This is a genomic window from Roseateles sp. (assembly GCF_039595295.1).
Taxonomy (GTDB): Bacteria; Pseudomonadota; Gammaproteobacteria; order Burkholderiales; family Burkholderiaceae_C; genus Roseateles.
The window spans coordinates 1-8,081 of record NZ_JBCNLU010000077.1; the positions used below are offsets into that span (position 1 = coordinate 1).

Here is an 8,081-nt window from a genome sequence, read left to right on the forward strand (position 1 = left end):
ATGCCCCGCCAGTCGCGATTGACCGAGATCGACTCCCAGCTGACGCCGAAATCGTCGGAGCGCCAGACCGCGCCGGTGTCCACCGTCGCATACAGGCGCTTGCCGTCCACCGATGCCGCGGTGCTCCACCAGAACTGCGCGCTCGCACGGGCGGCCCAGCTGACGCCGTAATCGGTCGAGACATACAGCTGCGAGCCGTTGGTGCCGGCCACCAGCACCCGGCCGTCCGCCGACGAGGCCACCGAGCGCCAGGCCCGGTTGCTGTCCCTTGCCGTCCAGCTGGCGCCACCGTCGGACGAGGTCCAGATCTGTCCCAGGTAGGCCGTCGCGACCAGCCGCTGCCCGTCGGCGGAACTGGCCACCGCGGTCCACGCCCGGCTCGAACCGTCGTTGCTCCAGTTCAGGCCGCCGTCGATCGAGCGATACAGCGCGCCGCCGTTGGTGGCGGCGACGATCTGGTTGCCGTCGGCAGAGGTCGCCACGCCGGACCAGAACTGGCCTGTCAGGCGCTGGGCCCAGCTGGCGCCGCCGTCGGTGGAGGTGTAGAGCTCGCCCGAGGCGGCGGCGGCCACCTGGCGGCTGGCGTCGGAGGACAGCGCGGTCGCGACCCAGGACGCCGTCGGCGTGCGCGCGGTCCAGTCCAGCTTGTTGCCGCCGGGCAAGGCCGCGGTGCTGATGCGTTGACCGGCGTTCTGCGCGATCGTCCAGCCGCCGCTGCCGACACCGGTGACCTTGATCCAGTCACCGATCAGCGGCGATGCCGGCAGCGTGATGACGACCGGCGTGCCGGCGTTGGCCAGGTAGCCGGTGTTGGTCTCGGCCTGGACCGCGGCGCCGGTGACCGTCACCCATCGCGTGTCCGCCGGCGCGGCGCTGCACAGATAGCTGGTGGTCGTGACTTCGCTCGCGTCCAGGACGCCGTTGCGATTGGCGTCCTGACCGGACTGCACACGCTGGCCGCCATAGGGACAGTTGGCGCCAGGCGCTTCGGTGGCCAAGGCCAGCAAGGCGTCCAGACCCGAGGAACCGGTGGGACCCGTCGGGCCGGTCGGCCCAGTCGGCCCCGTGGGGCCAGTGGGACCAGTGGGACCAGTGGGGCCAGTGGGGCCAGTGGGGCCAGTCGGGCCAGTTGGGCCGGCGGGTCCGGTCGGACCGGTGGGGCCGCTCGGACCTGCAGGGCCCGTCGGTCCCACGGATCCCGCCGGTCCGGTCGAGCCGGCGATCCCGTTGCACACATAGGCGGTGCTGCTGGCCTCGCCGTCCTCCAGGACGCCGTTGCCGTTGGCATCGATCCCCGCCAGCACCGCGGAGCCGCCTTGCACGCAGTTGGCACCGGCCGCCTCCGCGCGGACGCGGACCAGCACCGACACGCCGTTGGTGCCCGGGCTTCCATTCACGCCGTTGCACACCAGTTGCGTGGCGCTGACCTCGGCGTCGGCGAGGATCCCGTTGCCGTCGGCATCACGACCCGAATCGATGCGTGCGCCGCCTGCGGCACAGCGGCTGCCCGCAGCCTCCGCGGACACGCGCACCAGCGTCGCCCGGAAGGAGTTGTCCGGCACCTCGGAGGGGACCGCCGGCAAGTCGGAGCCCGACGACCCGCCCCCGCAGCCGCTGAGCGCGGCGGCCACGAGGATGGCCAGGGCGAAGGGGCGCCACACCGGGTGCGACGGCATGCGCGAGATGGACGAAGAGGAACGGGGCGTGCGTCGGGCACGGCCGTCGAGTGTGACGAATGGCATGACTGACCTGAACGCGCTCCTTGGCGGCCGCAGGATGCGGCGCCCTCCCTGGCGCGATGGGCAGAAGTATCGGCACGCCGGCGCGTTGCGGCGACAGCCGATGAGGTCCTCGAACGCGAAGTTACAAAAATGTGCCTCGGTGATCGGCCACCCGATGCGCCATGCGGGGTGGCCTCGCGTCCTACGCGGTCGCGCGCCGCCCGCCGACACGCCGCGCCGTTGCGCGGACCTAGGCTCGCGCCATGGGATTGCACCGATTCATCGGGCGCCTGGCGATGGCGCCGTTCTCCAAGGCCTTGCCCGCGATGGGCGATACCGAGCGCGCGGCCCTCGAGGCCGGCACGGTCGGCTTCGAGGGACAGCTTTTCGCGGGCCGCCCCGACTTCGACGCGCTGATCGCGCAAGGCCCCAATCGCCTCACCGACGAGGAGCGACGCTTTCTCGATCAGGAAGTCAGCACGCTGGTCGGCATGCTCGACGACCACGCCATCGACCAAGCCGGCGATCTGCCACCCGAGGTCTGGGAGTACCTGCGCGAGCATCGCTTCTTCGGAATGATCATTCCCAAGGAATACGGCGGCCTGGGCTTCGGCCATTACGCGCATGCCGAGGTCGTGACCCGCATCGCGACGGTGAACACGGCCTGTGCGGTGACGGTGATGGTGCCCAACTCGCTGGGGCCGGCCGAGCTGCTGCTGCGTTACGGGACACCCGCGCAGCAGCAGCATTACCTGCCGCGTCTGGCCGACGGCCGCGAGCTGCCGTGCTTCGGGTTGACCTCGCCCTATGCCGGCTCCGATGCCGCCTCCATCCCCGATCGTGGCGTGCTCGTCGAGCGCGAGATCGACGGTCGCAAGGTGCGCGGCTTCAGCGTGCGTTTCGACAAGCGCTACATCACGCTGGCGCCGGTGGCGAGCGTCGTCGGCCTGGCCTTCCAGGCGATCGACCCGTCACGGCCCGAGGGCGAGCAGGAGCTGGGCATCACCTGTGCGCTGTTGCCGGTGCCCACGCCGGGCATGGACATCGGGCGCCGGCATCATCCGATGGACTCGGCCTTCATGAACGGGCCGATCCGCGGCGAGGACGTGTTCGTCCCCATGGAATGGGTGATCGGCGGCGAGGGGCGCGTCGGCCAGGGCTGGCGCATGCTGATGGAATGCCTGGCCGCCGGGCGGGCGATCTCGCTGCCCGCGCTGGGCGCGGCGATGCAGCAGACGGCGCTGTTCGTGGTCAACGGCTACGGCCAGGTGCGCGAGCAGTTCGGCCTGCCCATCGGGCGTTTCCATGCGATCGCGGGCATCACCGCGCAGATGGCGGCGCGGCTCTACGCGAGCGACGCCGCGCGTCGCTACACCGCGGCCGCGCTCGATGCGGGCGAGCAGCCCAGCGTCGCCAGCGCCATCCTCAAGGTGCAGCTCACCGAGGCCGGCCGCAAGGCGGTCAACGAGGGCATGGACGTGCTGGGCGGGAAGGGCATCATCGCCGGGCCGCGCAATCTGCTGGGCGTCGCCTATCGCCATGCGCCGATCGCGATCACCGTCGAGGGCGCCAATCTGCTGTCGCGGGCGCTGATCATCTTCGGCCAGGGCGCGACGCGCTGCCATCCCTTCGTGCTGGAGGAGATGAAGGCCGTGCAGGAGAAGGACAACGAGAAGCTCGGCCGCGCGCTCACCGGCCATGTGGGCCATGTGATGCGCAACTTCTGGCGCAGCCTCGCGGGCGCGCCGCTGCGCGGGCAGGTGCCGGACGATCTGCGCGCCGAGGCCAAGCTCATCGCCGCGCTGTCCGCGCGCTATGCGCTGACCGCGGACCTCGCGATGGGACTGCTGGGCGGCAAGCTCAAGCGCATGGAGCTGCTGTCCGCGCGTCTGGGCGATGTGCTGGCGGGGCTTTATCTCGCGGCTGCCTGCATGTGGCGCTATCAGGTCGAGAACGATCCCGCCGTGCTGCCGGTGGCGCGCGCCGCGATCCGCTTGCAGCTGCACGAGGTCGCGACACTGCTGCGCGAGCTCTACGCCAACTTGCCCTCGCGCCTGCTGCGCGTGATGGCGCCGATGATCCTGCATGGCACCCGTCACCTCGCGCCGCTGCGCGACCGCGAGGCCATTGCGATCGCCGACGCGCTGCGCACGCAGCCGGGGCTGGTGCGCCGGCTGTGCCCCGATGTGTCGACGCCCAAGCGCGGCGGTCTGCTGGATCTGATGCGGGCGCTCGACGCGGCCCGCGTGCTGGGCGACGAGGTGGCGGGGCTGAACAAGGCGCTGCGTCGCTCGGGCTCGCTGGAAGAAGTGGCGCGCGGCTCGCGGAATCCCGAAGCGGCGCTCACCTACCTGCGCGCGGCCGAGCAGGTCATCCGGGTCGACGAGGACGAGACGCGCGTGGCGAGACCGGACAGCGTCGCGCAGGTGGCTCCGCGCTCTAGCGAAACCTCTGCTGCCGGAACGATCGGCGCTAGCGGCACTAGCGGCACTAGCGGCCCTAACGGCAGTGGCGGCAGTGGCGGCAGTGGCGGCAGCGGCGGCAGCGGCGCTGGTAGTGCCACTAGCGGTACCACCAGCGCCAAGGGGGCCACGGTCTGAGCCGACGCACACGTCCGTTGCCGCCCCGCGCGCGGCGTCGAGGAAGGCCACGAGGCTGTGCGGCGCGGCCCCGCCCAGGCAGGCGTCGAGCACCTCGACCGCGCTCGCCGCCGCCGCGGCGCTTCGATCGAACATCCTCTCCTCGAAGGCGAGCAGCGCGGCCTCCAGGTCGCCGTCTGCCGTCGCGATCGCCTGGCCCAGCTCGGCGCCATCCAGCATGGCGAGGTTCGCGCCATCGCCCGCCGGCGCCATCAGGTGCGCCGCATCGCCAAGCAGCGTCACGCCGGGCACGCGTGTCCAGCGATGCGATGCCGGCAGGGCGTGGATGGGGCGGAACACCGCTGCGGTCTCGCCGTCGGTGATCAGCGCGGTGAGCGCGGCGTCCCAGCCGTCGAACTCCCGGGCCACGCGGTCGAGCGCCTCGATCCGAGGAGTCTCGCGGTCGTCGTCGCAGGTCATCGCGGACTCGACCCACGCCATGGGCTTGCGCAACGCGACGTAGGTGTGGATGACGCCGTCGGGCTCGCGATGCGCAAAGATCCCGCGTCCCGGCGCCATCGCGAAGAAGGAGCCGCCGCCGACCGCCGCGGCGCTGGCGGGATGACGGGTGTCGGCATCGGACAAGTAGGTTTCGATGAACGTCGTTCCGACGTAGGCCGGGGTCGCGTCGGACAACAGGGGGCGGATCTTCGACCAGGCCCCATCGGCGCCGACGAGCAGATCCGCCGTTTCCGTCTCGCAGACACGTGCACCGCAACGGCGTGAGGAATCCCTGTCGCGCGAGCGCATCGTCGCGGTCGCCATCGAGTTGCTGGACAGCGGGGGTGAGGGTGGCCTGACGTTTCGGACGCTGTCGGAGCGCCTGGCGACGGGCCCGGGCGCGATCTACTGGCACATCGCCAACAAGGGCGAGCTGCTGATCGCCGCCTGCGACGCGGTAGTCACGGCGACGATGGCCGCCTGCCCCGACGGGGCGACGCCTCAGGACACGATCCGGGCGCTGGCGCTGGGCATGTTCGATGCGATGGACGAGCACCCCTGGATCGGCTCGGCGCTGATCCAGTCGGCGGGGCAGCTGCCGGCGGTGCGGCTGTTCGAACGCATCGGGCAGCAGGTGCAGGCGCTGGGCGTGCCCGCGGCCGCGCAGTGGGGCGCCGCCTCGACGCTGCTGCATTACGTGCTCGGCGTCGGCGGGCAGAACGCGGCGAATCGGGTCTCGGCGCAGACACGTGAGCTGGATCGCGAGGACTTTCTTGGAGAGGTCGCCGATGCGTGGTCGGGCCTGGATGAGGCGGACTTTCCCTTCATGCGCTCGGTGGCCGAGGCATTCCGCGATCACGACGATCGCCAGGACTTCGCCGCTGGGGTCGATCTGATCCTGGGCGGTATCGGGGTCGGCCGGCCAGCGGCGAGCGCGAAGCAGAAGAAGCTGAAGCGCTGAACGGCTGACGTCATGACTTGCTGACCCCGCAAGCAGCGCGGCGGCACCCCCCGCAGGAGATGCCGCCGCGTGCGGGTCAGCGTGCAGCGATTACTTCAGGCCGAGCGCCGAACTGGTGGGCCAGCAGGTCTCGTCGAGTCCCGCACCTTCCGTCCAGGTCGATGTCGACATGGCCCCCGGCCCGGACGCCGATGCCGGCTCCACGATCAGCGGACGACCCAGCCATTGCAGCGCCAGCGCGTCGGCGTCGGTCAAGGCCTGACCCCGGCCGCCCCGGGTCTGCGCCGCGCGCAGCGGATCCAGCGCCTTGGCGCTCAGGTCCGCCAGCTCGTCCCAGTGGGCGCGGCTGGTGGCGTCGGCCGCCGACTGGCTGCGGGCGGCGAACTGGCCGCGCAGCTGCTTGAGCTCCGCGCGGATCGCGGCGCGGCCGTCATCGGTGCCGCTGCCGTCGTTCACCTTCGCGGCCAGCAGGTCCACATAGGCGCGCTGCAGGTTGCGGCGCGGCGTGGTGGGCGAGGCGCCGGTCTTGAGCTCGGTCAGCACGCCCCCGCGCAGGTCGGTCAGCAGCTGCTCGACGCGATACGCGTTGGCGCCCAGCTGGATCTCCTGCGACTGCAGCCGCGACAGGCGGTCCGCGCTCAGCAGGCTGCCGAGCATGCCGCGCTGCGCCGACAGCATCACCGCGGGCGCCAGCTGCGGTTGCAGCCGCTCGATGATGCGCGGCTCCAGCAGCCAGGTCGGCGTGGCGAAAAGCTGCTCGTTCAGGAAGGCCACCGCGCGCACCTGCTGCGCCTTGGTCGCCGCCTTGGCGATCGCGCCGGGTTGCGTGCCCTGCTTGTTGTGATAGTCGTAGCCGCCCACCAGCGCGCCCACGTGCAGCAGCTCCTTGGTCCACTGCGACCACACGCCCTTGTAGAGGTTGTCCAGCTCGCGGTCGCTCTCGCCCTCGCGCAGCGTCATCGCCGGCAGCATCTTGGTGATGCGCTTGAGGTTGCGGATGCCCAGCTCCGTCGCGCTGACCGCGTCGGCGTCGCCGACCGCCTCGATCACCGAGCCGAAGTCCCCGTTGCCGCGCGGCCAGCCGAAGCGCAGCCAGGGCTGCGTGTCCTGCGCGCGCACCCAGGTCTCGAGCTGCGGCTTCTCCTGCTGCGGCGTCTTGGCATTGGCGATCGGCGCATAGCCCCAGTGCGTGGCGAACACGTCATAGGGCCCGATCTTGGGGATCAGCAGTGCCGTGTCGATCTTGTCCTCGGGCTGCACGAGGTAGTTCATGCGGCTGTAGTCCATGATCGACGAGACATGCCCCATGGTCTTGAGCCATTGCGGATCGCGCAGCTTCTCGAACGGGTACTGCGAGCTCGCTTTCTGGTTGTGCTGGAAGCCCAGCGAGTGACCGACCTCGTGCGTGACCACGTAGGCCACCAGATCGCCCATCAGATCGGCCGGCAGCGGCAGCTGCTGCGCGCGCTTGTCGACGGCCCCCGCCTGCGTGATGTACCAGTCACGCAGCACCTTCTGGATGTTGTGATACATGACGATGTTGGCGTTGAGGATCTCGCCGGTGCGCGGGTCGCTCAGGTGCGGCCCGTAGGCGTTGGCCACGGGCGAGGGCACCCAGCGGATGATGCTGTAGCGCACGTCCTCGGGGTCGAACTCGGGATCCTCCTCCTTCGTCGGGAAGGGGCGGGCCTGCACCGCGTTCTTGAAGCCGGCGGCCTCGAAAGCGACGTTCCAGGCCTCGATGCCCTTCTTGACGTATGCGACCAGCTCGGTCGGCGTGGCGCTGTCGATGTACCAGACGATGGGCTTGACCGGCTCGCTCACCGCGAGCTCGGGGTGCTTCTTCTCCAGACGCCAGCGGGTGATGAAGCGGTCGCGCTCGACGGCTTGCCGGTCGCTGCCGTAATCGACGCGGCTGACGTAGAAGTAGCCGACGCGGTCGTCCATCAGGCGCGGCATCATCGGCTGCGCCGGCAGCTCCACCAGGTTGTAGGCCACGCCCACGCTGGCCGAGCGCGCCGGGAATCCGGGCGGCGCCTTCATGGGACCCATCGGCGTGTTGATCATCGCGGGGCCGGTGTAGGTGTGGACCGCGTCGACGCGCAGGCTGCCCGGGAAGGCGCGCGAGCCCTCCACATAGCTGCGGTTGGCGTCCAGCGCGGTGGCGCCGGTCAGCAAGCGGGCGGTGAAGTCGCCGACCTCGGACGCGAAGAGCCGGGTGACCTCGATCACCGGTGAGCCGTCCGGCGCGTAGGCCTCGACATTGAAGCTGGCCAGGATGGCGTCGCGCTGTGCCTTGTCGACGGCCTGCGCGTTGGC

General features: G+C 70.8%; 4 protein-coding genes and 1 pseudogene. 3 read left to right on the forward strand and 2 right to left on the reverse strand.

From position 1 onward, the window contains the following. Window positions 1-1,676: pseudogene (locus ABDW59_RS24305) on the reverse strand (hypothetical protein); the annotation flags it as partial. A 308-nt stretch (window positions 1,677-1,984) separates the two neighbouring features. On the opposite strand from ABDW59_RS24305, the gene ABDW59_RS24310 reads away from it, so the two are divergent. From ABDW59_RS24310 to ABDW59_RS24320, 3 genes are read left to right on the forward strand one after another with little or no spacing between them, the layout of a single operon-like run. Then, a complete protein-coding gene (locus ABDW59_RS24310) occupies window positions 1,985-4,321 on the forward strand; it encodes an acyl-CoA dehydrogenase (RefSeq protein WP_343634021.1) in 2,337 nt (778 codons plus the stop codon). A 57-nt stretch (window positions 4,322-4,378) separates the two neighbouring features. Next, on the forward strand, window positions 4,379-5,086 hold the full coding sequence (locus tag ABDW59_RS24315; protein WP_343634023.1) for a hypothetical protein: 708 nt from the start codon (window positions 4,379-4,381) through the stop codon (window positions 5,084-5,086). A gap of 22 nt (window positions 5,087-5,108) precedes the next feature. After that, a complete protein-coding gene (locus ABDW59_RS24320) occupies window positions 5,109-5,762 on the forward strand; it encodes a TetR family transcriptional regulator (RefSeq protein ID WP_343634027.1) in 654 nt (217 codons plus the stop codon). A gap of 90 nt (window positions 5,763-5,852) precedes the next feature. On the opposite strand, the gene ABDW59_RS24325 is transcribed toward ABDW59_RS24320, so the two are convergent. Continuing rightward, the coding region (locus ABDW59_RS24325; protein ID WP_343634025.1) for a zinc-dependent metalloprotease at window positions 5,853-8,081 on the reverse strand (2,229 nt) is incomplete at its 5' end.

What these genes read in the sequence shown, in the direction of transcription:
- ABDW59_RS24310 (WP_343634021.1), top strand. Translation starts at nt 1,985, where the DNA reads ATGGGATTGCACCGATTCATCGGGCGCCTGGCGATGGCGCCGTTCTCC.